The sequence below is a fragment of the Achromobacter sp. UMC71 genome (assembly GCF_014170305.1).
Classification (GTDB): Bacteria; Pseudomonadota; Gammaproteobacteria; order Burkholderiales; family Burkholderiaceae_B; genus Achromobacter.
Genome location: NZ_LZZT01000010.1, coordinates 224,325 through 248,675, shown reverse-complemented (window position 1 = coordinate 248,675; position 24,351 = coordinate 224,325). Strand labels below are relative to the sequence as shown.

General features: G+C 66.6%; 22 protein-coding genes. 14 read left to right on the top strand and 8 right to left on the bottom strand.

Features of this window, described 5'->3' with window-relative positions; all coding sequences use genetic code 11:
• Positions 1-20: 20 nt before the first annotated feature.
• A complete protein-coding gene (locus A9974_RS04610; RefSeq protein ID WP_183002961.1) occupies positions 21-818 on the top strand; it encodes a flagellar brake protein in 798 nt (265 codons plus the stop codon).
• A 239-nt stretch (positions 819-1,057) separates the two neighbouring features.
• Here the strand turns inward: A9974_RS04610 and fliE are convergent, their stop codons facing one another.
• The gene (gene fliE, locus A9974_RS04605; RefSeq protein WP_183002960.1) at positions 1,058-1,390 is read right to left on the bottom strand and encodes a flagellar hook-basal body complex protein FliE; all 333 of its coding nucleotides are present in this window, start codon (positions 1,388-1,390) and stop codon (positions 1,058-1,060) included.
• A gap of 341 nt (positions 1,391-1,731) precedes the next feature.
• Here fliE and fliF point away from each other — a divergent pair, with 341 nt between their 5' ends.
• From fliF to fliR, 13 genes are all read left to right on the top strand, one after another.
• Positions 1,732-3,402, top strand: a complete 1,671-nt coding sequence (gene fliF / locus A9974_RS04600; protein WP_183002959.1) for a flagellar basal-body MS-ring/collar protein FliF — start codon at positions 1,732-1,734, stop codon at positions 3,400-3,402.
• Positions 3,392-4,402, top strand: a complete 1,011-nt coding sequence (gene fliG / locus A9974_RS04595) for a flagellar motor switch protein FliG (protein WP_025138869.1) — start codon at positions 3,392-3,394, stop codon at positions 4,400-4,402. Before fliF ends, fliG begins: the two co-directional genes overlap by 11 nt.
• The gene (fliH, locus tag A9974_RS04590) at positions 4,395-5,138 is read left to right on the top strand and encodes a flagellar assembly protein FliH (protein ID WP_183002958.1); all 744 of its coding nucleotides are present in this window, start codon (positions 4,395-4,397) and stop codon (positions 5,136-5,138) included. The genes fliG and fliH overlap by 8 nt, the downstream gene beginning before the upstream one ends.
• Positions 5,135-6,610: a flagellar protein export ATPase FliI gene (gene fliI / locus A9974_RS04585; RefSeq protein WP_183002957.1), complete on the top strand. Its 1,476-nt coding sequence runs from the start codon at positions 5,135-5,137 to the stop codon at positions 6,608-6,610. Before fliH ends, fliI begins: the two co-directional genes overlap by 4 nt.
• Positions 6,603-7,052 carry a flagellar export protein FliJ gene (gene fliJ, locus A9974_RS04580; protein WP_183002956.1) on the top strand — a complete coding sequence of 150 codons (450 nt, stop codon included), beginning with the start codon at positions 6,603-6,605 and terminating at the stop codon, positions 7,050-7,052. The genes fliI and fliJ overlap by 8 nt, the downstream gene beginning before the upstream one ends.
• A 16-nt stretch (positions 7,053-7,068) precedes the next feature.
• Positions 7,069-8,439, top strand: a complete 1,371-nt coding sequence (locus tag A9974_RS04575) for a flagellar hook-length control protein FliK (protein WP_183002955.1) — start codon at positions 7,069-7,071, stop codon at positions 8,437-8,439.
• 170 nt (positions 8,440-8,609) lie between these two features.
• Positions 8,610-9,218, top strand: coding sequence for a flagellar basal body-associated protein FliL (gene fliL / locus A9974_RS04570; protein ID WP_183002954.1), 609 nt, complete (start codon positions 8,610-8,612; stop codon positions 9,216-9,218).
• A 2-nt stretch (positions 9,219-9,220) separates the two neighbouring features.
• Complete coding sequence (gene fliM / locus A9974_RS04565) at positions 9,221-10,228, top strand: flagellar motor switch protein FliM (RefSeq protein WP_183002953.1); 1,008 nt, start codon at positions 9,221-9,223, stop codon at positions 10,226-10,228.
• Complete coding sequence (gene fliN / locus A9974_RS04560; protein WP_183002952.1) at positions 10,221-10,775, top strand: flagellar motor switch protein FliN; 555 nt, start codon at positions 10,221-10,223, stop codon at positions 10,773-10,775. Before fliM ends, fliN begins: the two co-directional genes overlap by 8 nt.
• A 13-nt stretch (positions 10,776-10,788) precedes the next feature.
• Complete coding sequence (gene fliO, locus A9974_RS04555; protein WP_183002951.1) at positions 10,789-11,112, top strand: flagellar biosynthetic protein FliO; 324 nt, start codon at positions 10,789-10,791, stop codon at positions 11,110-11,112.
• A 74-nt stretch (positions 11,113-11,186) separates the two neighbouring features.
• Positions 11,187-11,924, top strand: a complete 738-nt coding sequence (gene fliP, locus A9974_RS04550; protein WP_255468033.1) for a flagellar type III secretion system pore protein FliP — start codon at positions 11,187-11,189, stop codon at positions 11,922-11,924.
• Between the two features lie 16 nt (positions 11,925-11,940).
• Positions 11,941-12,210, top strand: a complete 270-nt coding sequence (fliQ, locus tag A9974_RS04545; RefSeq protein WP_049074347.1) for a flagellar biosynthesis protein FliQ — start codon at positions 11,941-11,943, stop codon at positions 12,208-12,210.
• Between the two features lie 34 nt (positions 12,211-12,244).
• The gene (gene fliR / locus A9974_RS04540) at positions 12,245-13,033 is read left to right on the top strand and encodes a flagellar biosynthetic protein FliR (protein WP_183002949.1); all 789 of its coding nucleotides are present in this window, start codon (positions 12,245-12,247) and stop codon (positions 13,031-13,033) included.
• 96 nt (positions 13,034-13,129) lie between these two features.
• Here fliR and A9974_RS04535 read toward each other — a convergent pair whose 3' ends face one another.
• The 7 genes from A9974_RS04535 to flgK all read right to left on the bottom strand — a co-directional run bounded on the left by A9974_RS04535 (position 13,130) and on the right by flgK (position 24,316).
• Positions 13,130-14,725: a PAS domain-containing methyl-accepting chemotaxis protein gene (locus A9974_RS04535; RefSeq protein WP_183002948.1), complete on the bottom strand. Its 1,596-nt coding sequence runs from the start codon at positions 14,723-14,725 to the stop codon at positions 13,130-13,132.
• A 204-nt stretch (positions 14,726-14,929) separates the two neighbouring features.
• Entirely contained in the window at positions 14,930-16,660 is a 1,731-nt protein-coding gene (locus tag A9974_RS04530; RefSeq protein WP_183002947.1) for a methyl-accepting chemotaxis protein, read from the bottom strand.
• Between the two features lie 143 nt (positions 16,661-16,803).
• Positions 16,804-17,274: a hypothetical protein gene (locus A9974_RS04525; protein WP_183002946.1), complete on the bottom strand. Its 471-nt coding sequence runs from the start codon at positions 17,272-17,274 to the stop codon at positions 16,804-16,806.
• 29 nt (positions 17,275-17,303) lie between these two features.
• A complete protein-coding gene (locus A9974_RS04520) occupies positions 17,304-19,196 on the bottom strand; it encodes a methyl-accepting chemotaxis protein (RefSeq protein ID WP_183002945.1) in 1,893 nt (630 codons plus the stop codon).
• A gap of 107 nt (positions 19,197-19,303) precedes the next feature.
• Positions 19,304-21,190 carry a methyl-accepting chemotaxis protein gene (locus A9974_RS04515; protein WP_183002944.1) on the bottom strand — a complete coding sequence of 629 codons (1,887 nt, stop codon included), beginning with the start codon at positions 21,188-21,190 and terminating at the stop codon, positions 19,304-19,306.
• Positions 21,191-21,332: 142 nt separating this feature from the next.
• A complete protein-coding gene (flgL, locus tag A9974_RS04510) occupies positions 21,333-22,592 on the bottom strand; it encodes a flagellar hook-associated protein FlgL (protein WP_183002943.1) in 1,260 nt (419 codons plus the stop codon).
• Positions 22,593-22,639: 47 nt separating this feature from the next.
• Complete coding sequence (gene flgK / locus A9974_RS04505) at positions 22,640-24,316, bottom strand: flagellar hook-associated protein FlgK (RefSeq protein ID WP_183002942.1); 1,677 nt, start codon at positions 24,314-24,316, stop codon at positions 22,640-22,642.
• Between the last annotated feature and the right edge of the window lie 35 nt (positions 24,317-24,351).

Here is a 24,351-nt window from a genome sequence, read left to right as displayed (position 1 = left end):
ATTCTCTAAGGACTACCACCGTGTTGGATGCCAGCGATCCGGAATTCCTGCTTACCCGGCCGGAAGACATGCGCGCCGCGCTCTTTGAACTGACGCACCCGGACAGCCACATCCTGGTGCGCGACGCCGCGGACCGCGAGATGGCAGTGCTGGTGCTGGGCGCCGACAAGCAGACCCGCCAATTCTTCTGGCGGCCGCGCGACTACGCCGGCGCCGACTTCGAGCAGTCGGACAGCATGGGGCTGCTCAGCGGCACGACGTTCCACTTCCACGCCACGGCCTACGGTGGCGTGCAGATCCGCTTCCGCGTGCAGCGCCCCGAAGTCATCCATTTCGACGACGGCAGCGCGGCGCTGATGTCGCCCTTCCCCGACCGCCTGGCCCGCATCCAGCGCCGCAAGATGTTCCGCGCGTCGCTGGCCGCCAGCGTCGGCCGCGGCCAGGCCAGCTGGCGCCCCGCGCCCACGGAAAAGCCCATCTGTTTTTCGGTGCGCGATATCTCGGTGGACGGCGTCGGCCTGCGGGTGGGCATGGCAGTGCAAGCCCTGCCCGAGCGCGGCACAGTGCTGGAGGATGTGCAACTGGATTTCGGCGACCTGGGCCAGTTCAGCGCGCGCCTGGAAGTGCGCAACGTCTATCCGATTTCGGGCCAGCCCATGACCCAGGCCAGCAGCCCGGATGAGCCCGCCCCGACCCACGTATCCCTGACGGGCGAACCGCCCATGAGCCACCTGGGCGCGGTCTTCCTGGACCTGAACGCCCGCCAGGAAAACTGGCTGCAACAAGTGGTGTGGCGCTTGGAGAAAACCGCCAGGTAGCACAACACTGCCGCGCGCAATGCGCGAGCCCGCCATCCAAGCCAGAATGCCCGCCGGGCAGCCCCGACGGAAAGACAGTCAGCCCGCGAACCCCGCGCAGCGTCGGAGCCAAGACAGCACCCCAGCACCCCGCAAAAATAGCCGCCCGGCCGCCGGGCCGCCCCAAGGCCGGGCAGCCCCCTTGGGGGGCAGCTAGCCCGCGCAGCGGGCGCGGCGTGGGGGCTCTTACCCCCGCAACATCACACCGCCATCGAGGAAATTTCCTTGTAGGCGGACACCAGCTTGTTGCGGACCTGGACCGCGGTCTGGAAACCGATGCTGGCCTTCTGCAGGTCGATCATCACATCATTGAGCGATACGTCGGGTGCGCCCATTTCGAAGGCCTTGGCCTGCGCCGAGGCGGCGTTCTGGGCGCCGGTGACGCGGCGAATGGAGCGTTGCAGCTCGGCGGCAAATCCGTCGGGCTGGGCAACGGCCTCGCCTGCGGCCAGATTGCCGGTTTCCGCCTTGCTGACGACCGCGCGCATCTGCTGGAGCATCGTTTCGATGCCGGACAAGCCTGATACAGCCATTACGTTATTCCTTGCGGGTTGGACTACGCCAACGATGCAGGAAGCGTAACGCCAGCGGGGCGGCGCCATAGCCGATAGAAACCGCCAAAACACCCGATATTTCCACGAATGCGCAGCGGCGCCCGCCGCCTGGCGCACCCTTATCCGGATCCGGGTTTCACCCTGTTTCGGACATAGGAGATAAGTAACGCCAAAAAACCGCTGTTTTCGACGATTGGGTTTGCTAACGCAGCAGCAATAATCCAGGCTCTCCCCAGACCAGAAGCACGTTGCATGTGTAATCTGCCCTACCCGAACATGAAGTCATTTTCCCTGCTCCGCGAAGCCAGCGGGAGCCGCCAATGAATCAGCAGGCTACCCTGAGCGCGTCGCTTCTGGCGAAGTTTCCCGTGTTGGAAAAGATACGCGCGCTGCCCAAGCCCATTTTGCTGGGCGCGGCGGCTGCCCTTGTGGCCCTGATCGTCGCCGCAGCGATGTGGAGCAGCGAACCCAAGTACAAGGTGCTGTTCTCGAACCTGGACGACCGCGACGGCGGCGCCATCGTGACGGCCCTGGGCACCATGAACGTGCCTTACAAGTACAACGACACAGGTACTGCCCTGCTGGTGCCGGCCGACCGCGTCTATGACGCCCGGCTGCAACTGGCATCGCAGGGCCTGCCGCGCGGCGGTTCGGTCGGCTTCGAGCTGATGGACAATGCCCGTTTCGGCGCCAGCCAGTTCGCCGAGCAGATCAACTACCAGCGCGGCCTGGAAGGCGAACTGGCCCGTTCGATCGAATCCATGCACACCGTGCAGCACGCCCGCGTGCACCTGGCCATGCCGCGCCAGTCGCTGTTCGTGCGTGAACGCCAACCGCCGACCGCCTCGGTGCTGCTGAACGTCTACCCTGGGCGCAGCATGAGCGACGCCCAGGTGTCCGCCATTTCCTGGCTGGTCGCTTCCAGCGTGCCGGAACTGACCGCCGAGAACGTCTCGATCGTCGACCAGAACGGCCGCCTGCTGTCTTCGCCCCTGGGCGAAGGCCGCGGCATGGACGCCGACCAGATGCGCATGGTCCGCGAGACCGAGCAACGCACCGTCGAACGCATCCTGACCATCCTGAACCCGCTGGTCGGCCCGGGCAACGTGCACGCCCAGGCCAGCGCCGAAATGGATTTCGCGCGCCGCGAGGAAACCTCCGAGGTCTACCGCCCCAACCAGGAACCGGGCCAGTCGGCCGTGCGCAGCCAGCAGACCAGCGACTCGACCCAGCGCGGCATCAACCCCGCCCAGGGCGTGCCCGGCGCCTTGTCGAACCAGCCCCCGGGCAATGCCCAGGCGCCCATCGCCAACCCGCCCCAGACCCAGCCGCCCCGCCCCGGCCAGCCGCAGCAGCCCAACGCCCAGCAGCAACAGCAGCAGCAAACCGGCACGCAGGCCGCCGGCGGCAGCCTGAACGAACGCCGCGACGCGACCACCAACTACGAAGTAGATCGCACGATCAGCCACATCAAGCAGCCCGTGGGCAACCTGAAGCGTCTGTCGGTCGCCGTGGTGGTGAACTACATCCGCGACAAGGACGGCGAGCCCCAGGCCCTGCCGCCTGAAGAACTGAACAAGCTCACCAATCTGGTGCGCGAAGCGATGGGTTATTCGGAAAGCCGCGGCGATTCGCTGAACCTGGTCAACAGCCAGTTCAACGACGGCCCGCCGGCCCTGCCGATGTGGCGCGATCCGGAAATGATCGCCCTGTTCAAGACCATCCTGGCCTGGCTGGTGGGTGGCGTGCTGGCCCTGTGGCTGTACCGCAAGGTACGCCGCACGGTGGGCGAGTACCTGTACCCGCCGGTCGATCCGGAAGTGGCCGAGGCCGAGCGCATCGAAGCCCAGCGCGAGGCCCAGGACCTGGCCCGCGCCAAGGAAACGGACCGCTACCAAGACAACCTGGACCGCGCCCGCACGATGGCGACCAAGGATCCGCGCGCCGTCGCGATGGTCCTGCGTACCTGGATGACCAAAGATGAAAAATGATTCCAAACCCATGGACGGCATGACGCGCAGCGCCGTCCTGATGATGTCGCTGGGAGAAGACGCGGCGGCCGAGGTCTTCAAGTACCTCAGCGCCCGCGAAGTCCAGCAGGTCGGCGCCGCCATGGCGAGCCTGAAGCAGGTCACCCGCAACGACGTGGCCGTGGTGCTGGAGGAATTCCGCCAGGAAGCCGACCAGTTCATGGCCGTCACGCTGGGTTCGGACGACTACATCCGCACCGTGCTGACCAAGGCGCTGGGCAGCGACCGCGCCGCCGGCCTGATCGAGGACATCCTGGAAGCCGGCGAAGGCGGCAGCGGCATCGACGCGCTGAACTGGCTGGATCCGCACACCGTGGCCGAACTGATCGGCGACGAACACCCGCAGATCATCGCGACCATCCTTGTGCACTTGGAGCGCGACCGCGCCGCCGGCGTGCTGGCCCTGTTGACCGACCGCCTGCGCAACGACGTCATGCTGCGCATCGCCACGTTCGGCGGCGTGCAGCCCGCGGCCCTGTCGGAACTGACCGAAGTGCTCAATTCCGTGCTGGCCGGCCAAGGCGCCAAGCGCAGCAAGATGGGCGGCGTGCGCACCGCGGCCGAGATCCTGAACATGATGAATTCGGCCGAAGAGGAAACCGTGGTCGCCAGCCTGCGCGAACGCGACAACGACCTGGCGCAGAAGATCATCGACGAGATGTTCGTGTTCGACAACCTGCTCGACGTCGAAGACCGCGCCATCCAGCTCATCCTCAAGGAAATCGACAACGACACGCTCATGGTCGCGCTCAAGGGCGCCCAGGAAGAGCTGCGCGCCAAGTTCCTGCGCAACATGTCCAGCCGCGCCGCCGAAATGCTGCGCGAGGACCTGGAAGCGCAAGGCCCGATCCGCATGTCGAAGGTCGAGACCGAGCAGAAGAAGATCCTGCAGATCGCCCGCCGCCTGGCCGAAAGCGGCCAGATCGTGCTGGGCAACTCCGGAGACGACGCGTATGTCTGAAGCGGATACCGGCCAGTCGACACTCATCTCGCGTAGCGCCGCCTGGCGGCGCTGGCAGATGCTGTCGTTCGACGAGCCGCCGCCCGCGCCAGTCGAACCCGAGCCGGAACCCGATCCGGGCCCCGACCCGGAAGTGGTGATGGCCCAGCTGCGCGCCCAGGCCGTCGCCGAGGGCCGCCAGGAGGGTTTTGCACAAGGCCACGCCGCCGGCCTGGAAGCCGGCCGCGCCGAAGGCTTTGAAGCAGGCCAGGCAGCCGGCCGCGAAGCCGGCTATGCCGAAGGCCTGGCGCAAGCCCGCGAGCAAGGCGCCCTGGAAGCCGGGCAGTTGCATGCGCTGGTCGAAGCCTGCGCCACGTCGATCGGATCGCTTGAAGAGAAGATGGGCCAGAGCCTCCTGACGCTGGCCCTGGACATCGCCCAGCAGGTCGTGCGCACGACCCTGGCCGAGCAGCCCGAAACCGTGGCCAGCGCTGTGCGCGAAGTGCTGCACATCAACCCCACCGCTGGCGGCCAGATGCGCCTGTGGGCCAATCCGGCGGATATCGAACTGATCCGCCTGCACCTGGCCGACGAGCTCAAGGAAGGCCACTGGCGCGTCCTGGCCGATGAATCCATCGCCCGCGGCGGCTGCCGCGCCGAGACGCCGTTCGGCGACATCGACGCCACCTTGCAGACCCGCTGGCGCCGCGTGGCCGCCTCGCTGGGCCGCAACGTCAACTGGGAGGAGCCGGCGTGAGCGGCAATCCGGCCCCCGCGCAGCCCGGCCAACCGGCCGTGCCCGTGATCGACCGCTGGCAGACCCAGCTGGAGATCGGGTCCATCCGCGCCGCCTCGACCGACCCCTGGCTGGTCAGCGGCAAGATCACCCGCGCCACCGGCCTGGTATTGCACGCCACCGGCCTGCGCCTGCCGGTGGGCGCCGCCGCCCGCATCGAAATCGCGCGCGGCCATGACCATTGGGCCGACGCCGAAGTCGTCGGTTTTGACGGCCATACCCTGTACCTGATGCCGCAGGCCGACATTTCCGGCCTGCCGCCCGGCGCCCGCGTGGTGCCCGGCGAACCGCCGGTGCAGCGCCAGATTCCTCTGCCGCGCAAGGCCGAACTGAACGGCAACGCCAAACCCCAGCTGGGCCGCCACCTGCCAGTGGGCAACGCCCTGCTGGGCCGCGTGCTGGATGGCGCCGGCCGGCCGCTGGACGGCCTGGGCCCGCTGACCGGCGCTGAACTGGCGCCCCTGTCCGCCCTGCCGATCAACCCCCTGTCGCGCGCCCCGATCGACACCGTGCTGGACACTGGCGTGCGCGCCATCAACGGCCTGCTGACCGTCGGCCGCGGCCAGCGCATGGGCCTGTTCGCCGGCTCCGGCGTGGGCAAGAGCGTGCTGCTGGGCATGATGGCCCGCTACACCAAGGCCGACGTCATCGTGGTCGGGCTGATCGGCGAACGCGGTCGTGAAGTCAAGGAATTCATCGAGCACAACCTGGGCCCGGAAGGCCTGGCCCGCTCGGTCGTGGTGGCCGCGCCGGCCGACGTCTCGGCGCTGTTGCGCCTGCAAGGCGCCGCCTACGCCACGCGCCTGGCCGAACACTTTCGCGACCAGGGCCTGGACGTGCTGCTGATCATGGACTCGCTGACCCGCTACGCCATGGCGCAACGGGAAATCGCGCTGGCCATCGGCGAGCCGCCGGCCACCAAGGGCTATCCGCCGTCGGTCTTCGCCAAGCTGCCGATGCTGGTGGAACGCGCCGGCATGGGCGCGCCCGGCCCCAGCGGCAAGGCCGGCTCGATCACCGCGTTCTATACCGTGCTGGCCGAGGGCGATGACCAGCAGGATCCGATCGCCGACTCGGCGCGGGCCATCCTGGACGGCCACGTGGTGCTGTCGCGCCACCTGGCCGAAGCGGGCCACTACCCCGCCATCGACATCGAAGCCTCCATTTCCCGCGCTATGACCTCGCTGATTCCCCAGCAGCAATTCGCGGTCGTGCGCCGTTTCAAGCAGTCGCTGTCGCGCTACCAGCGCAATCGCGACCTGATCGCCGTGGGCGCCTACGCCGCCGGCAACGACCCGCAACTGGACGACGCCATCGCCCGCTATCCCCGCCTGGAAGCCTTCCTGCAGCAGGATATCGGTGAAAACGTCGGCTACGAGGATGCGGTCAATCAGTTGCGTGCAAGCTTCGAATTGAGAGACACCTATGCCTAGCCAATTGCCCCTGGACATGCTGATCAACCTGGCCAAGGAGAGCACGGACGAGGCCGCCCGCCTGCTCGGCCGGCTCAGCGCCGAGCGCACCAACGCCGAACGCCAGCTCAGCATGCTGCACGATTACCGCCAGGATTACCTGGAACGCCTGCAGCAAGCCATGACGAGCGGCATGTCGGCCAGCGACTGCCATAACTACCAGCGCTTCATCGGCACCCTGGACGACGCCATCGGCCAGCAGCAGGGCGTGCTGCGCCAGGCCGACGAGAACCTGGCCAAGGGCCGTCTCTACTGGCAACAGGAAAAACGCAAGCTCAATTCGTATGACGCCCTGGCGCAACGCGAATTGCGCGCGCAGGCCGTGGTGGAATCCCGCCGCGAGCAACGCGCCAACGACGAATACTCCGCCCGCCTGGTCCAGCGCCAGGCCGGCATGCATTAATTAGAGGAAGCCCCAGATGACTGCTCCCCTGCCCCTGCCCACCGTCGCGCCCGTCGCGCCGACCTCGATCGCCGACACGCTTGGCGCCAAATCCTCGGTCGCCTCGCCCAAGAAGGGTCCGTCCTTCTCCGACGTGCTGGCCCAGCAGCGCCCTGCCGTGCAACGTCCGAACCCGTCGGCCGACGCGCGCCCCGCCAATGGCTCCAAGACGCCGTCGAACAACGGCAAGACCTCGGGCGACGCCGCCGGCAACGCGGAAAACGCCGCGGCCACGGCCATCGACGACGCCGTGCAGACCGCCACCCAGGCCGAAGCCGGCGCGCTGGCCGTCGCCGCCGCGCAGCAGCCGGCCACCCCGGTGGTCCTGCCGCAACAGACGCTGGATATCGCCGCCCAAGCCGCCGAACAGGTGCAACTGGCGCGCGGCGCCGCCCAGGCCGCCGCAACGACGATCAGCAGCGGCGCTGCCGTGGTGCAAGCCGCATTGACCGCCAACGATGCCATCGCCACGCCGCGCGCGCCGGTGGCCGCCACCGCCCAGCAGGCCGAAGCCGCCGCCTTGCAAGCCAGCCGCGACGCCCAGGTGGCGCTGCCGGTGGTTACCGCCGCGGTCAAGCCGGGCTCCACGCCCGCGCCCGACGCCACGGCCGCCAAGACGGCCCCGGCCGTCGAGCTGCCTCGCCCCGTGCCCGAAGCCGCCGCGCCGCGCAACGCCGCGCGCGTCCCCGCCGAACCGGCAGCCGCCGCGCCGCTGCATGCCCGCAACGAGGAAGACGCCAACGAACCGGTGCTTAGCACCGCGCAACAGTTCCAGGTACCGCAACACGCCACCAACGCGCAAGACCACCTGGCCCAGGCGGTCGCCGCCGCGGTCCAGCGCCAGCAACCCGCGATAGCCAACCCGGCCAGCGTGGCCGTGCCCAACGTGCCCGTCGTCATGCAGGTGGCGACGCCCGTGGGCGGTACGCACTGGGGCACCGAACTCGGCCAGCAAATGGTCGTGATGAGCAACAACGTGCGCCAAGGCACCCAGACCGCGGAACTGCGCCTGGATCCGCCGGACCTGGGCCCGCTGCGCGTCAGCCTGAACCTGGCCGACGGCGTGGCCAGCGCCTCGTTCGTGTCGGCCCATGCCTCCGTGCGCCAGGCCATCGAAACCGCGATTCCGCAACTGCAACAGGCGCTGGCGCAAGCCGGCATCTCGCTGGGTCAGACCAGCGTCGGCGAACAGGCCGCGCAGCAAGAATTCGCGCAGCAGAACGGTGGCGGCTCGCAACGCCAGGGCGGCGGCAACGGCGCGGCGGTGGCCGATGGCGCGATCGACGGGCAGCAGCCCGCCGTGACGGCATCGCGCAACGCCAACGCGCTGGTCGACACCTTCGCGTAACAATCCCGCGGCCCGCAGCCGGCAACGGTTGCGGGCGGTGCAGCAATAGCTTGAGATACGCGGCTTTCGCCCTGTTTTTCGCCTCCAAGCCGGAGCGTGATTTCGGGCAGAATGCTTTCATCCACTAAGAATCCGTTTTCATCAGCGGCAAAACACGCATCGACACCGAGATGGCGACTTCCAAACCCACAACCATGCCGCCGCGCGGCCCGCTTCCGACTCGTTCTGGCGGCATCGGCCGCATTCTTCGCCCGTTGCTCATGATCCTGGTGCTGCTGCTCGTGGCCGCCGCCAGCGCGGGCGCGACCTGGTTCATCACGCAGCGCATGCAGCCGCAAGGCGGCGCGCCGGTGCAACTGGGCGTCGGCCAGACTCCCGGCGGCCAGCCTGGCCAGCCCGGTGCCGGCCCGCAAGCCACGCCGACCACGTTCGTCGCGCCGCCCGCCACCCCGGCGGCGGTCCCCGCGCCGATCTTCGTGCCGATCGAAGCCTTCACGGTGACGCTGCAGAACCCCGACACCGAACGCATCATGCACGTCGGCCTGACCTTGCGCGTCAGCGACGAGCAGACCCGCGTGCGCCTGGAAAAGTACATGCCTGAAGTGCGTAGCCGCATCCTGATGGTGCTGTCGTCGCAGTCGCCCACCGGCGTGCAGACCCAGCAAGGCAAGACCGACATGGCCAACGCCATCAAGCAAGCCGTCAACCGCCCGTTCTCGCCCCTGCCGGACGGCCAGTATGTCACCGACGTACTGTTCACGGCGTTCGTGGTGCAATAAGCATGGCCTACGAGGCGTTTCTTTCGCAGGACGAAGTCGACGCGCTGCTTGCCGGCGTCACGGGCGAGAGCGACAGCAAAAAGGAATCCGCGGGCACCAGCGACGGCGCCCGCGCCTATGACCTGAGCTCGCCGGACCGCGTGGTGCGCCGGCGCATGCAGACGCTGGAGCTCATCAACGAGCGTTTCGCGCGCCAGATGCGCAGCGTGCTGTTGAACTTCATGCGCCGCAGCGCCGACATCACAGTCGGCTCCATCAAGATCCAGAAGTACGCGGACTTCGAGCGCAACCTGCCCGTGCCGAGCAACCTGAACATGGTCCAGATGAAGCCGCTGCGCGGCACGGCCCTGTTCACGTACGACCCGAACCTGGTGTTCCTGGTGATCGACAGCCTGTTTGGCGGCGATGGCCGCTACCACACGCGCGTCGAAGGCCGGGACTTCACCACCACCGAACAGCGCATCATCCGGCGCTTGCTCAACCTGACCCTGGAAAGCTACGGCAAGTCCTGGGACCCCGTCTATCCGATCGAGTTCGACTACGTACGCTCGGAGATGCACACCAAGTTCGCCAGCATCACCGGCAACAATGAAGTGGTGGTCGTCACCTCGTTCCACATCGAATTCGGCGCGACCGGCGGCGACCTGAACATCTGCCTGCCCTACTCCATGATCGAGCCGGTGCGCGATCTGCTGACGCGGCCGCTGCAGGAAACTACGCTGGAAGAAGTAGACCAGCGCTGGTCGCAGCAGCTGTCGCGCCAGGTGCGCAGCGCCGACATCGACGTGGTCGCCGAATTCGCGCGCATTCCTTCCAGCATCCGCGAACTGATGCACATGAAGGTCGGCGACATCCTGCCCGTGGATGTGCCGCAAACCATCATCGCCAACGTCGATGGCGTGCCGCTGATGGAATGCGGCTACGGCGTCTTCAATGGCCAGTACGCCCTGCGCGTGCAAAACATGTTTACCTACGATACCGAATCAAACGAGGCCCCCGACCATGACTGACAAGAACGAGCCCGGCACTGGCTCGTCCCCGGCCGACGACTGGGCCGACGCGCTCGCCGAACAATCCCGCGCCAATCCGCCCACCCAGGCGGACGGCCTGAAGCCCCAGGACGACTGGGCCGCCGCCATGGCTGAACAGACTGCCGCCACGCCGCCCGCCGCTGCCGCGCCTGCTCCGGCGGCGCCGGCCCCCGCCGCGCCGGCCGCCGGATCGCCGGCCGCCCAATCAGCCGCGCAATCGGTGTTCAAGCCGCTCGCGGGCGCCGCGCCCGGCGCCGGCACCGACATCGACCTGATCATGGACGTTCCCGTCCAGCTGACGGTGGAACTGGGCCGTACCCGCCTGACCATCAAGAACCTGCTGCAGCTGGGCCAAGGCTCGGTGGTGGAACTGGACGGCCTGGCCGGCGAGCCGATGGACATCTTCGTGAACGGCTACCTGATCGCCCAGGGCGAAGTGGTGGTCGTGGAAGACAAGTACGGTATCCGCCTGACCGACATCATCACGCCGTCCGAACGCATCAACCGCCTGAACAACCGCCGTTGACGCGTCGCCAGCCATGAACGACTCCGCCCTGCTGCGCGTCATCATCGGCCTGGTGCTGGTGCTGGCAGCCATCCTGGCCGCGGCCTGGATGGCGCGCCGCGCCGGCCTCACGCAGCGCGGCGGCGGCAACCTGCTCAAGCAGGTCGCCAGCATGCCGGTGGGCGCACGGCAGAGCATCGTCGTGGTCGAGATCGAGAACACCTGGGTGGTCGTGGGCGTCAGCCCCGGCCAGATCACCCCCCTGCATACCCTGCCTGCCGGCGAACTGCCGCAGGCCGCGCCCTTGCCCGCCGCCGCCTTCGCGGCCAAGCTGGGCCAGGCGCTCAAGCGCCGCTAGACGGCGCGCGTATTCCCCTGACCATGAGCTTGCCGAGCAGCACCTCCCCCCGCGTCCGCCGCAGCCTGTTGCCCATGGTGGGCGCCGCCGCGCTGCTGGGCCTGGCCCTGTTTCCGGCCGGCGTCGTCGCCCAGGCCACGCTGCCGGCGCTGACCGCGACCCCGGGCCCGAACGGCTCGGAGACCTATTCGCTCAGCATGCAGACGCTGCTGTTGATGACGTCGCTGTCGTTCCTGCCGGCGGCGTTGCTCATGATGACCGGCTTCACCCGCATCATCATCGTGCTGGGCCTTCTGCGCAGCGCCATGGGCACCGCCATGTCGCCGCCGAACCACGTACTGATCGGCCTGGCGCTGTTCCTGACCTTCTATACGATGTCGCCGGTCTTCGACAAGATCTACGCCGAGGCCTATAAACCTCTGTCCGAAGGCACGATCCAGTTCGAGACGGCCGTTGAACGCGCGGCCGGTCCGCTGCGCACCTTCATGCTGCACCAGACCCGCGAGAACGACCTGTCGCTGTTCGCCAACCTGGCCAAGCAGCCGGCGCTGGACGATCCGTCGCAAGTGCCGCTGCGCATCCTGGTGCCGGCGTTCATCACCAGCGAACTCAAGACCGCGTTCCAGATCGGCTTCACCATTTTCATTCCGTTCCTCATCATCGACCTGGTGGTCGCCAGCGTGCTGATGGCGCTGGGCATGATGATGGTGCCGCCCGTCACGGTGGCGCTGCCGTTCAAGCTGATGCTGTTCGTGCTGGCCGACGGCTGGAACCTGCTCATGGGCTCGCTGGCCCAGAGCTTCTACCAATAGCCCCGGGGAAATCGCCATGACCGCTGAAACCGTCATGACCATGACCTACCAGGCGATGAAGATCGCCCTGGCGATGGCCGGCCCGCTCCTGATCATCACGCTGATCGTGGGCCTGGTCATCAGCATCTTCCAGGCGGCCACCCAGATCAACGAAATGACGCTGTCGTTCATTCCGAAGCTGCTGGCCATGTGCGGCGTGCTGGTGCTGCTGGGCCCCTGGCTCATCGGCATCATGGTCGACTACATTCGCCAGCTCATCGGCCAGATTCCCGGCCTGGTGTCGTAGCGGCCCGCGCCGCCGGCTTCAGGAACGCGCCTTCATGTTCGCCTTCACGCTCGAACAGCTCAACGGCTGGATCGGCCAGTTCCTCTGGCCGTTCGTGCGCATCCTGGCGCTGATCGGCACCGCCCCCCTCTTCTCCGAATCTACCGTGCCGGTCAAGGTCAAGGTCGGCCTGGCGTTCGTCCTGGCCGTGGCCATCAGTCCCGCCCTGGATCCCGTGCCGCCCATTGCCCCGGGCTCGTTCGCCGGCTTGTGGATGGTGATGCAGCAGGTGCTGATCGGCATCGCGATGGGCTTTACCATGCGCCTGGTGTTCGCCGCGGCGCAGACGGCCGGTGAATTCGTCGGCCTGCAGATGGGTCTGTCGTTCGCGTCTTTCTTCGACCCCAGCACCGGCGCCAACACCGCCGTGCTGTCGCGCCTGTTCAACATCGTGGCCATGCTGACCTTTCTGGCGCTGGACGGACATCTGCTGGTGCTGGCCGCGCTGGTGCGTTCGTTCGACACGCTGCCGGTGGCGGCCGTCCAGTTGCACCAGAACGGCTGGGGCGTGGTGGTGGAATGGGGCAAGACCGTGTTCGTCTCCGGCCTGCTGCTGGCGCTGCCGCTGATCTGCGCGCTGCTGACGATCAACCTGGCCATGGGCATCCTGAACCGCGCCTCGCCGCAGTTGTCGGTGTTCTCAGTGGGCTTTCCCGTCAGCCTGATCGTGGGCGTGGTGCTGCTGACCGTGGTGCTGCCCAATTCCGGCCCGTTCCTGGAAGCGCTGTTCGAATCCGGCCTGTCCGCGATGAGCCGAGTGGCCGATGCGCTGGCCGGACGCTAGGGCCTGTTGACAGGCCCTGGACGGCCAGGCCGATCCGGCACGCCATGAAAAAAAAGGCCATAGGGCCGGTTTTTTCATGGCGTGCTCCGCCGCGCGTTACTGCTGCCCGGTCAGTCGGAACACCCGGATCGTCTCGCGCAAGGCCCCCGACTGGTTGCCCAACTGCAGCACCGCGCCGCCCAGTTCCTGTACCAATGCGGTGTTCTGCACGGTCATCACATCCATCTGCGAGACCGCCGTATCCACCTGCTCGATGCCGCTGGACTGCTCCTGCGAGGCCTGCGAAATCTCGCCGATGATGTCCGTCACGCGGTGCACCGCTGCCACAATCTCTTCCATCGTAGCGCCGGCCTGCTCGGCCTGGGCCGAGCCTTCGGTGACACGCTCGACCGAATCCTCGATCAGGCCCTTGATCTCCTTGGCCGCCTGGGCGCTCTTCTGCGCCAGGCTGCGGACCTCGCCCGCCACCACCGCGAAGCCCTTGCCGGACTCGCCCGCGCGCGCCGCCTCCACGGCTGCGTTCAGCGCCAGGATGTTGGTCTGGAACGCGATGCCCTCGATGATGCTGACGATGTCGACGATCTTGCGCGAGCTGTCCGAGATGCCGTGCATGGTGCTCACGACCTGACCCACCGCCACGCCGCCGCGCCGCGCCACATCCATGCTGCTGGCGGCCAGTTGGTTGGCCTGGCGCGCGTTGTCGGCGTTCTGGCGCACGGTGGACGTCAACTGCTCCATGCTGGCGGCGGTCTGCTGCAGCGAGGCCGCCTGGCCTTCGGTGCGGCCCGCCAGCTCCTGATTGCCGCGGGCGATGTGCACGGCGGCCTGCGTCGTGCCGTCGATGCCGCGGTACACGTCCTGGGCAATGCCGACCAGGCTCTTGCGCATGACTTCCAGCGAAAATTTCAGGCTGCCGACTTCGTCGTCCGAGTCCGCCACGATCTGCGTGGTGAGGTTGCCGGCCGCGACCTGGCGCGCCATATTGGCGGCGTCGACCATCGGGTCCAGCAGCGAACGGCACAGGCTCCAGCCCAGGCCGAAGATGCCGGCCACGCCCAGCGCGATCAGGCCGCAGGCCAGGCCGGCTCCCGTGGCGTCCAGCGTGTCCCAATTGGCGCGCAGGCCGTAGGCGCCCGCCGCCACGACAATGCCCGAAGACAGCAGCGCATGGCGGAACATCCGGCTGCGCACGTTGCGCTGGAACGGAAAGGCCAGCAGGCCCAGGCTGCGGCGCCAGCCGGCCCGCACCGGGCGGCCGCGCACGATCCGGACGCCGCGGGCGCGGCCTTCGCGAATGCGCGCGTACAGTTCCTCGGCCATCTCGATCTGGTCTTCGCTGGGACGCACGCGCACCGACGAATACGCCACCACTTCGCCGTTCTCGACGATAGGCGTGGCATTGGCCAGCACCCAGTAGTAGCCCCCGTCCTTGCGGCGGTTCTTGACCAGGCCCAGCCACGATTCGCCAGCCTCCAGCGTCTGCCAGAGGTCTTCGTAGGCCTCGGGCGGCATGTCGGGATGGCGGACAATGTTGTGGGCCTTGCCGATCAGCTCCTCGCGCGAGAATCCGCTGACTTCGACGAACGCCGGATTCGCGTAGAGGATGCGGCCCTTGGTGTCCGTGCGCGAGATCAGGTATTGATCCTCGCGCAGCTTGGTTTCCACATCGTTGATTGGAAGGTTTACGCGCACAGCTTGTCTCCGGTTACATCGTATAGCGCAGCGACCTGTTCACCGGCCAGGTTCCATGCGTTATTGTCATTAACGACAATATTTTCGAAAACTTAACGCCCAATAGCATTTGACCCGGCGGCCGCGTGCGGGCGCCGGGTCGGCAGGTGCGCGGCCCGTGGGGCCGCGCCATTTTCCGCCGGGGCGCCAAGCCCCGCCGGAGCATCAGTCCTGCGTCAGCGTGGGGGCCTGGTAGCCGCCCAGTTGGTGCGCGGGCACTTCGATCACTTCGCCCGCGTTGATCTTGAACACCGCCACCGCTTCGGCCAGGCGTTGCGCCTGTTCCTGCAAGGAGCCTGCCGCGGCGGCCGCCTCTTCCACCAGCGCCGCATTCTGCTGCGTCACTTCGTCCATCTGCGAGACCGCGCGGTTGACCTGGTCGATCCCGCTGGACTGCTCTTCCGAGGCCGCCGAGATCTCGCCCATGATGTCCGTCACGCGCTTCACGGACGCCACGATCTCCTGCATCGTCGAGCCAGCGCGTTCCACCTGCTGCGAACCGGCGCCGACCTTGGTCACCGAATCCTCGATCAAGCCCTTGATTTCCTTGGCCGCCTGCGCGCTGCGCTGGGCCAGCGAGCGCACTTCGCCCGCCACCACCGCAAAGCCCTTGCCTTGCTCGCCGGCGCGCGCGGCTTCCACCGCCGCGTTCAGCGCCAGGATGTTGGTCTGGAACGCGATGCCGTCGATCACCGACACGATTTCCGAGATCTTGCGCGAGCTGGCAGAAATGCCCTGCATCGTGTTGACCACCTCGGCCACCGCCGAACCGCCGCGCTCGGCCACGTCCGACGCGCTGGCGGCCAGCTGATTGGCTTGGCGCGCGTTGTCGGCGTTCTGCTTCACGGTCGAAGCCAGCTCTTCCATCGAGGCCGCGGTCTCTTCCAGCGAGGCCGCCTGCTCTTCGGTACGACTGGACAGGTCGGTGTTACCCGCCGAGATCTCGCGCGAACCCACCGTGATCTCGTCCACACCACGGCGCACGGTCGCCACCGTGCGAGTCAGGCTTTCCTGCATACGCTTGAGCGCGGCGAACAGCTGGCCGATTTCGTTGTGCGAACGCACTTCGACGCGGCTGGTCAGATCGCCCGCGGCGATCTTGTCGAAATGCTGGCCGGCTTCGACCAGCGGGCGTACCACCAGGCGGCCGAACAGCACCCGGCAGAACACCATCAGCACCAAAGCCAGGCCCACGGCGACGCCCACCGCGATCATGGCGCGGTTGAAGTTGGTCTCGGCCTGGTCGATCGTGGCTTGCTGCTGGTCGGAAATGTACTTGCCGAATTCGTTGATGGCCTCGATGAACGCGGCGCTGCGGGGCGTGCCGTATTCATTGTTGACCATGTAGAAGGTGGAATAGTCCTCGCTGCGCAGCGCCTCGACCATGGTGTCCACGCCGTCGTCGATGTACGAACGGTAGCGGCGCACCAGGTTCATCGACAGCTGGCGGCCGGTGTCGTCCTGCAGCATGTTTTTCTGGAAATCGGCAAAGCGGCTACGCACGCCGGTCAGCAGATCGGTGGCGCCCTTCAGCGCCGCCGCCGCGTCGCGGGCCGAGTTCTCACCGCTGCCCCAGCCGGATTCTTGCAGGTGGCGTGCCGCGACCATCAGGCTGACGCGGGCGCGCAGCATGTCGCTGTTGATCACTTCCACTTGCTTGGCGCGTTCGGTCAGCGCGTTGACCTCGCGGATGGATTCGTAATTGTGCTGCAGGAAGAAGGCGGCCAGGCCGCCCACTGCTGCGATCAGCACGGCGAAGAACGCCATGACCCACAGCAGCATCGTGCCGACGCGGGCATCGCGCAGCCGCAGTTTGCGTTTCACTTTGGGCGCGCGCGCGGCCTTTTTCTTGCCGACCTTGCCGGACTTCGCACCGGATTCGAGACTCGCTTCCATATTCTTTCCCCATCCCTCAGGAACTGCTCTGACCAAATGAAAAACCACCCCGGCGCGCCATCCTGGCCGGACGGGCACGCATCAGGGCGACGTACGTCCTGGCCTGTGGCGGCCAGGGCGCTTTTCCGCGGGAAACCGGGGGGTTACAGCCCCTGGCGCGTCGACTCGGGCGGCGCCGCCGGCACCGGTATGACGATCGTCTCCACCTGGGGCGCCGGCGCGGGCTGCTGCGCCCATTCCTGACTGGCGTCAGGCACGGGGGCGGGGCCCAGCAATTTCTGGCGTTCCCAGGGTTCCAGCAGAATATTGGTGCTGTCGACAAGGCGCATCAGCCGGCCGTCGGGGCCGAACTGCAGCAGCGCTTCCTTACGGCTGTACAGGCCGTCCGCGACAAACGTGATCTTGAAGGACCAAAGGGCCAGGAAAGTGCCGTCGGTCTGTTTGTAGAACTTGTCAGGCGGCGCCGTCAGCGCCCGCGAGGCCTCTTCCAGCGTCGTCTGTCCCGGGGTCAGGGTAGACAGCTTGCCGGGGTCGAAGTTATGGCCCGTCGCCGCGCAGCCTGCAATCAGCGTTGCAATCGCCGCGGCTGCCAGAAGATGTAGATAGCCTCGCATACCTGCCCGTTTACCGGTCGCAACCGGCGTCAAAAGGATTCCCAATCGTCGTCCGACGGCGCCTGGCGGCGGGGAGCCGCCGGTGCCGGTTTGGCTTCGTTCGCGGCGGCCGGACGCGGCGCCGGACGGCGCAGCGGACGGGCAGCCGAGGCCGCCTCGGCCGGCGCCGGCTTGGCGCGCGCGGTACTGCTGCTGTGCGTCAGACGCACGGCAGGCGCGGCGGGCGCGGCCTTGCGCGGCGTCGCGGCCGACTTGGCCGGCGCGGCAATGCTCTGCGCGGGCGCCGCGGTATCCGCCGCCGGTGCGGCCACGCGCGGCGCGCTGCGTTGCTGGGCCAACTGGCGGGCCGGCACTTCGATCACATCGCCTGCGTTGATCTTGAACACCGCCACCGCTTCTACCAGGCGCTGCGCCTGTTCCTGCAAGGAGCCCGCGGCCGCGGCGGCTTCTTCCACCAGGGCCGCGTTCTGCTGCGTCACTTCGTCCATCTGCGAGACCGCGCGGTTGACCTGATCGATGCCGCCGGACTGCTCTTCCGAGGCCGCCGAGATCTCGCCCATGATGTCCGTCACGCGCTTCACGGACGCCACGATCTCCTGCATCGTCGAGCCGGCGCGTTCCACCTGCTGCGAACCGGCGCCGACCTTGGTCACCGAGTCCTCGATCAGGCCCTTGATTTCCTTGGCCGCCTGCGCGCTGCGCTGGGCCAGCGAGCGCACTTCGCCCGCCACCACCGCAAAGCCCTTGCCTTGTTCGCCGGCACGCGCAGCTTCCACCGCCGCGTTCAGCGCCAGGATGTTGGTCTGGAACGCAATGCCGTCGATCACCGACACGATTTCCGAGATCTTGCGCGAGCTGGCAGAAATGCCCTGCATCGTGTTGACCACCTCGGCCACCGCCGAACCGCCGCGCTCGGCCACGTCCGATGCGCTGGCGGCCAGCTGATTAGCTTGGCGCGCGTTGTCGGCGTTCTGCTTCACGGTCGAAGCCAGCTGCTCCATCGAGGCCGCAGTCTCTTCCAGCGAGGCCGCCTGCTCTTCCGTGCGGCTGGACAGGTCGGTGTTACCCGCCGAGATCTCGCGCGAGCCTACATTGATTTCATCCACGCCACGGCGCACGGCCGACACGGTGCGGGTCAGGCTTTCCTGCATGCGCTTGACCGCCGCCATGAGCGCGCCGATCTCGTTGGTGGAATTCACTTCCACGCGCGTGGTCAGGTCGCCGCCCGCGATGCGGTCAAAGCTCTCGCTGACCGCGCGCAGCGGCCGCAGCACGACGCGGTTCATGAACAGAAACGCGCCCAGCGACACCAGCAGGATCACGACCGCCAAGGCGATGTACACATAGGTCATCACCGCGGCCTGCGAGCGCGACGTCGCGACCTGCTCTTCGCTATAGGTGTTGATGGAAGCGGCGAATTCGGTCAGCTGCTTGGAAAACGCGCCGCTGGCTGCGGCCGTCTTGTTGTTCTTCAGGTTCAGGTATTCGGCGTTGTCGCCCCGGTCCAGCGCGGCCAGCATGGCCTGCAGGCCATCGGCAAATCCGTTGAACGACGCCAGCAACTGGCTCTCGGCGCTGCGGCCGATCTCCGTAGCCTTCGGGATGGCCTTGAAACTGTCGAGCTTCTTGCGCGCGTCCGCCATCAGTTGCTGCACGGTACGCGTATTTTCCGCCGCGCCGGCCTTGTCGCCTGCGGCGCGCTGCGCCGCGGCCAGATCCGCGCGGATGGTCGCGCGCAGCATCTGCACATAGGCGTCCTTGATCAGATTGCTCTGCTGGACACTCAGGCTATCCAAAGCGTTGATCGCTTCGGAATTGGATTGCATGCTGTTCCAACCGAGCGCGATGGCAACCAGCGCGGCCACGGCGACTGCCAATTGGGCAAGCATCAAGCCCGTGCGCACTTTCAGATTGCTAAACATGTTCCGATAGTTCCGGTAATCGCCAAGACGGCGCACCTGCGCCGCCCTGACGTAAAAGGGGTGTGTTCTCTACTTCCTGTTCATTGCACGCACGGACGACGCCGTTGTCAGAAGGACTCCCAATCGTCATCCGACGGCGGTGCGCGCCGGGCCGCCGCGGGCGCGGACTTGATCGGCTTGGCATCGGTGGCGTCGCTGGTCTTGACGACCGGGCGGCGCAGCGGACGCGCCGCCGTGGCGCCGCTGTTGGCCGTGGGCTTGGCCCGGGCCGGCTGCGCCAGGCGCGGCGCCGGCGCGGCTGCCGGCTTTGCCGGTGCCTGCGCGGGTTCGTCGGCAGCCTTGGGCGCCTGCTCGCCGGGTGCTGCCTGCGGAGCAGGCGCCGCGGCCACGCGCGGCGCGCTGCGTTGCTGGGCCAACTGGCGGGCCGGCACTTCGATCACATCGCCTGCGTTGATCTTGAACACCGCCACCGCTTCGGCCAGGCGTTGCGCCTGTTCCTGCAGCGAGCCGGCCGCGGCGGCCGCCTCTTCCACCAGCGCCGCATTCTGCTGCGTCACTTCGTCCATCTGCGAGACCGCGCGATTGACCTGGTCGATCCCGCTGGACTGCTCTTCCGAGGCCGCCGAGATCTCGCCCATAATGTCCGTCACGCGCTTCACGGACGCCACGATCTCCTGCATCGTCGAGCCGGCGCGTTCCACCTGCTGCGAACCGGCGCCGACCTTGGTCACCGAGTCCTCGATCAGGCCCTTGATTTCCTTGGCCGCCTGCGCGCTGCGCTGGGCCAGCGAGCGCACTTCGCCCGCCACCACCGCAAAGCCCTTGCCCTGCTCGCCGGCGCGCGCGGCTTCCACCGCCGCGTTCAGCGCCAGGATGTTGGTCTGGAACGCGATGCCGTCGATCACCGACACGATTTCCGAGATCTTGCGCGAGCTGGCAGAAATCCCCTGCATCGTGTTGACCACCTCGGCCACCGCCGAACCGCCGCGCTCGGCCACGTCCGACGCGCTGGCGGCCAGCTGATTGGCCTGGCGCGCGTTGTCGGCGTTCTGCTTCACGGTCGAAGCCAGCTGCTCCATCGACGCCGCAGTCTCTTCCAGCGAGGCCGCCTGCTGCTCGGTGCGGCTGGACAGGTCCGTGTTGCCGGCGGAGATCTCGCGCGAGCCTACATTGATTTCATCGACGCCGCGGCGCACCGACGCCACCGTGCGGGTCAGGCTCTCCTGCATGCGCTTGATGGCTGCGAACAGCTGACCGATTTCATTGGTGCTGCGTACCTCGACGCGGCCGGTGAAGTCACCGCCCGAGATCTTTTCAAAGTGGTCGCTGGCTTGGTGCAGGGGACGCAGTACCGTGCGGTTGATGAAAATCCAGCAACCCAGCGCCAGCAACAGCGCGATCGCGAGCAAGGCGATAGTGACCATGCGCGAAATACCATGGTCGACCTCGGCCTGCGCCGCCAGTTCGTCGGTGCGCTTATCGATAAAGCCCAGATAGCCGTCCACCGCCTCGCGGAATTTCGTGTTGACGTTGCTGGCCGAGTCGTTCAGGTCCAGGTAGTCCTGGATGGCCATGCCGGCCAGGGCGGCCGACTGGCGCTTGAGCACGCCTTCGTATTCCTTCAAGGCGGCTTCTACGGTCTGCCACAGGGACTCCGTGCCCGGCAACCGCGGCGCTTTGCGCAAGGCATCAATCATCTTGAAGGCGTCCTGCATCAGCAGATCGGAACGCTTGGCCTGCGCGGTAGCCTGCTCAGTCTTGCCTTGCTGCATGTCCATCAACGAGCTCGACAGCAACAGGCGCGCGCGCAGGAAAACGGTGTACGCGCGGTTCAGCGGCACCGCCTGATCCGAATACGCGCCGTTGATCTGGTTCAGCTTGTCGTTGCTGGAATTCAATCCCATCCACGCCACGCCGTTGGATATGAACATGGCGCCCGTAAAGAGCAGCAACACCAAAATTATGCAGGTGCGAACTTTCAAATTGACAAGCATGAAATATCCGAGCGTTATGCAGCGTGAAACGACAAATTCCCTACCCTGCACGCACACACGGACGCTCCGGCTTAGTACCGGAAGCGTCCGCAAGGGCGCAACTTGCCGCGTCCCCGAGGACACGGCCTATGGACTCACCGCATTACTTGCGGCTGAACAGACTCGATCCCTGGATCGTCATGAACGCCGCCGAAGCGGCCTGCAACGCCACCTGGCGCAAGGCCAGCTGGCTGGCGCCCGAGTAGTAGTCCAGGTCTTCCAGGTCCGACAAGGACTTGGAATAGGACAGGCCCTTCTGGACACCGGTGCCGTCCAGCGCTTCCAGTTCGTTCATACGCGCGCCGACCGAGGCGGCCACCGTCTGCACGTTGTCGTAGGTGTTGGACAGCTTCTTGTTGGCCGTGGCCAGTTCATTGGTCAGCTTGGCCAGAGCCACTTCGTCGCCGGCGATCGGCGAATCCAGCGTCTTGATCAGGCTGTCCAGCGTGTTGAACATGTCGACGTTGGCGGACTGCATGCTCTCGACGTCGATCACGTCGCCGTTCTGCGGCGTGCCCTTGACCACCACCGCCACGCCGCCGAAATCGATCGACGAATCCGGTTTGTAGGGGGTCGGCACGGCCGGCGGCGCCGGGGTGATGACCGGCGGGACCGGCGGATTGGCATTGGGCGAGGTCGTGATGACGCGATAGCCCATGTTGCCGGTGGCGGGATCCGATTCGAATTGCAGGCTGAAATTCTTGCCGATGTTGGGGCTGCCCGGCGTTACCGAGACCGTGCTGAACTGCGCGGTGCCCTGGTTGGTCGACGCAGCAGTGCTGACATAGGCCTGCGAGCCCGGATTGGCGCGGTTGAAGATATCGCTGCCGATGTCGCTGGTGGACATCTGGCGCGACTGGTCAACCTGCACGGTGCGCTCGCCGGTGGCGCCGCTGTAGACGATCTTGCCGTTGGCGTCCTGGGCGTAGGGAACCACGCCGCCCTGGTAGCCGGAGAACAGGTATTGGCCATTGCCATCGGTGCTGTTGGCCAGGCCCAGCAACGCGTCGCGGGCGCTCTTCAGGGCCGTGGACAAGGCCTGGCGGTCGCTGTCGGCGAAGGTGCCGTTACCGGCCTGCACCACCCGGGTGCGCACGTCGGCCAGCGCCGTCGTGATCGAATCCAGGATGTTGTTTTCCTGCCCCAGGTTGGTTTTGGCCGTGCCGCGGTTCAGCGAGTACGTCGAGTTCATGCTCTGCGTCTGCGCGACGTTGATCGCCAGCGATGCCGACAGCGGGTCGTCGGCGGGCGTCAGGAACTTCTTGCCGCTGCCCACCTGTTCGACCAGGCGGTTCATGTCGGATTCCTGAGAAAGAACGCCCTTCAGGCCGTTCGAATACATCATGGAGGTGCTCAGGCGCATGGGGAAGCTCCGAATTTATCTTTATTGGTCACGAGTCAACGGTCCGATCAGCCGCGCAAACCCAGCAGCGTGTCGAACAACGTGCTTGCTACGTCGATGATGCGAGCGCTTGCCTGGTATTGCTCCTGGTAAAGCGACAGGCTTACATATTCTTCATTCAGGTTCACGCCCGACACGGCTTGCTGCGCTTCCAGCTTCTGCGTGATGAGGTTGGCCTGGGCGGTGGCGGCCGATTTGATCTGCTGCGTCTGCACGCCGACGGTGTTGACCACCTGCGAGAACATCTCGTTGATGCTCATCGTGCCGTGGCCCAGCACCTTGGCCGTCTGCAGTTGCGCCAGCTTCAAGGCGTTCTTGCCGTTGGCGTCGCCGCCGGTGGCGTCGGCCGCGGCGATTTTGTTCGGATCGGTGATCAGCACGTTGATGTCGCGGGCGGCGTCGCGGGTAGGCGACAGCGACCACTTGTCGCCGGCCTGGGGCGGTGCGTCGATCGTCAGGGTGACGCCCATTTCGGCGTCCAGGTTCAGGGTCGCGGTCGGCGGGGTGCCGTTGGCCGGGCCGTTGTACACCTGGGTGCCTTCCGGCAGGCGCGTCACCATGTAATTGGTGCCGTCAAACGTGATGTCGTAGTCTTTGGCGTTGATATTGTTCACGTTGGTGAACGTGCCGCTGATCTGCGCACCGCTCTTGTTGTTGGCATTCGGCACGCCCTGGGGCTTGCCGACGCTGAAGAAATCGGTGCCAGGGTTGCCGGCGGTGTCCAGGCCCTGCTTGTGCTGGTCGTTGAACGACAGCGCCAGGCCCACGGCCATCTGACCCAGTTGCGCCTGCATCACGTCCAGCGAGGTGGCGCGGAACTGCAACAGGCCGCCCAACTTGCCGCCGGTGACCTCGGAATCGTTCAGTTCCACCGAAACGGTCTTGCCGCCCGAACCGGCCGGCAGCGTGTAGGCGATGACGGTACGGCTCACGTCCTTGGCGGACGACACGGCCTGCAACGGATAGATGGTCTGGCCCGACAGCAGCGCCTGGCCGCCCGAGGCCAGCGAGATATTGATCTTGTCGCCCTGCTCGTAGGTGGTCACGCCGATCAGCTGGTTCAGCTCCGACACGGCCTGGTCACGCTGGTCCATCAGATCGTTCGGCGGATTGCCGCCGGCCTTGGCGCGGGCGGTCGAAATCTGCGTGTTCAAGTCGTCGATGCGGGTCAGGTAGCTGTTGACCTGGTCCACGGTCGTGGAAATCTGCGTGTTCAGGCCCAGGCGCTGGTTCTGCATTTCCTGGTAGGCCGAACGGATCTGCGTGGCCATGCTGTTGGCCTTGCCCAGCAAGTCCTGGCGCGCGGCGGGATCCGCCGGCTTGCTGGCCACGGTGTTCATGCTGGTGAAGAAATTGGACAGGCCTGGGGCGATGCCCACAGTGCGGTCGGCAAACAGGTTGTTCACCTGCGACACCTGGTCGAACTGGGCCTGCAATTGGGCGCCGCTGCCCTGCGCGCCGACCAGCTGCTTGTACAAGAAGCTGTCGTAGCTGCGCACGACGGTGTCGACCTGGACGCCACGGCCGATGTAGCCGTTGCTGGTGGCCTGGGCGCCAGCGGTCGAGATCATGACGCGCTGACGGTTGTAACCGACCGTGGTGGCATTGTTGATATTGTGGCTGGTGGTGGCCAGGCCTGCCTGGGACGCGTTCAGCCCGCCCAACGCCAATTTATACAGATTCATGCTGACAATGCCCCGTATGTAACCGCAACTGATAT